The sequence below is a fragment of the Cryobacterium sp. 10I1 genome, assembly GCF_035019805.1.
In the GTDB taxonomy this organism is placed as follows: Bacteria; Actinomycetota; Actinomycetes; order Actinomycetales; family Microbacteriaceae; genus Cryobacterium; species Cryobacterium glucosi.
This window is the reverse complement of the sequence record NZ_JASJVF010000475.1, coordinates 1-1302: the sequence shown is the minus strand read 5'-3', so window position 1 is coordinate 1302 and position 1302 is coordinate 1. Positions and strand designations below refer to the sequence as shown.

Annotated in this window: 1 protein-coding gene; it reads right to left on the bottom strand. The window is 70.6% G+C overall.

The features are described from left to right. On the bottom strand, positions 1–1302 hold a 1302-nt coding region (locus QN345_RS19195), incomplete at both ends, for a DUF11 domain-containing protein (RefSeq protein WP_323509130.1).

Below are 1302 nucleotides of genomic sequence, written 5' to 3'. Positions count from 1 at the left end.
GGCCCGGCGTTCGCCGGGATGCCGACGGTCACGGAGACGACGCCTGCCGTGGCTCCCACGGGAAGGATGCTCGTGCTCGTGCACGTCACATCCTGTCCGACGGGTGCAGCGCAGGTCCAGTCGGCGCCACCGTCCGCGCCCTGGGCGACCAGCCCTGCCGGGATGTGGTCGGTCACGACGGTGCCTGCCGGGGCGTCCGACGGACCGTAGTTGGTCACCGAGAGGGAGTACGTCAGGTCGGTACCTGCCGTCACGGCGCCGGCGGGGTGGGTCTTCGTGATTCCCAGATCGGCCTTGCCGGTCAGTCCCGTGTTGGTGTTGTCGCTCGCGTCGGGGGCGTTGCCTGCTCCTGCGGTCGCGGTGTTGACGACGGAACCGGTGAGGCCGCTCGGCACCGCGACCACGACGTCGACGGTCTGGGTGGCCCCGGCGCCGGGCTTCAGGGTGCCCGTGAGGACGCACCCGATGGTCGAGGGAGTGGTGCTGGTCTCGGTGCAGGTCCAGGCGCCGGGGGTACCGGCCGCGAGCCGCACGAAGGTCAGGCCGTTGGGCAGCGCGTCGGTGATCCGCACGTTGCGGGCGTCGGCGCGGCCGGTGTTCGCGACGACGAAGCGGTAGGTCGCATCCGTTCCGGGCACGAGCTGGGCATCCTGCAGGGTCTTCGCGATCGAGAGCGTTGTTGCGCTCCCGACCGGGGTCGTCGGTGCGGAGCTGTTATTGGCCGGGTTCGGGTCGGGCGTCGTCCCGGTGACGGCAACCGTGTTGGTGAGGCTGCCGGTGAAGTCGGAGTCGATCGTGGCGGTCACGGTCAGGCGCGAGGTCGCGGAGAGCGCGAGGCCGCCCGCGGAGACACAGGTCACCGGGGTCGCTGCGGTGGTGCAGGTCCAGCCGGTTCCCGTGACCGAGACGGCGGAGAGGTGCCCGGGCAGGGTGTCGGTCACGGTGATCGGTCCGACAGAGGTCGACGGACCCGCGTTGGTGACGTCGATAGTCCAGGTCGCCGTGTCGCCGGCGGCGAAGACGCCACTGGCGAGCTTCGTGATGCCGAGGTCGGCGCTCGTGGTCACCGTGTTCGTCGCGCTCGCGGTGTTGTTGCCGAGGAGCGGGTCGAAGGTGCTGGCGGAGACGGTGGCGGAGTTGACGACGGCCGTGCCGTTCGGCACACCGGATCCGGCGAAAACGGCGACCGTGATCGCCGGGAATGCGGCGTTTGCGGCGAGGGTTTCGTTCGCGTTGACACGTTCACAGCTGAAGGCGCCGGTCACGGCGTTCGGAACCGTGCAGCTCCAGCCGGTGCCGGTC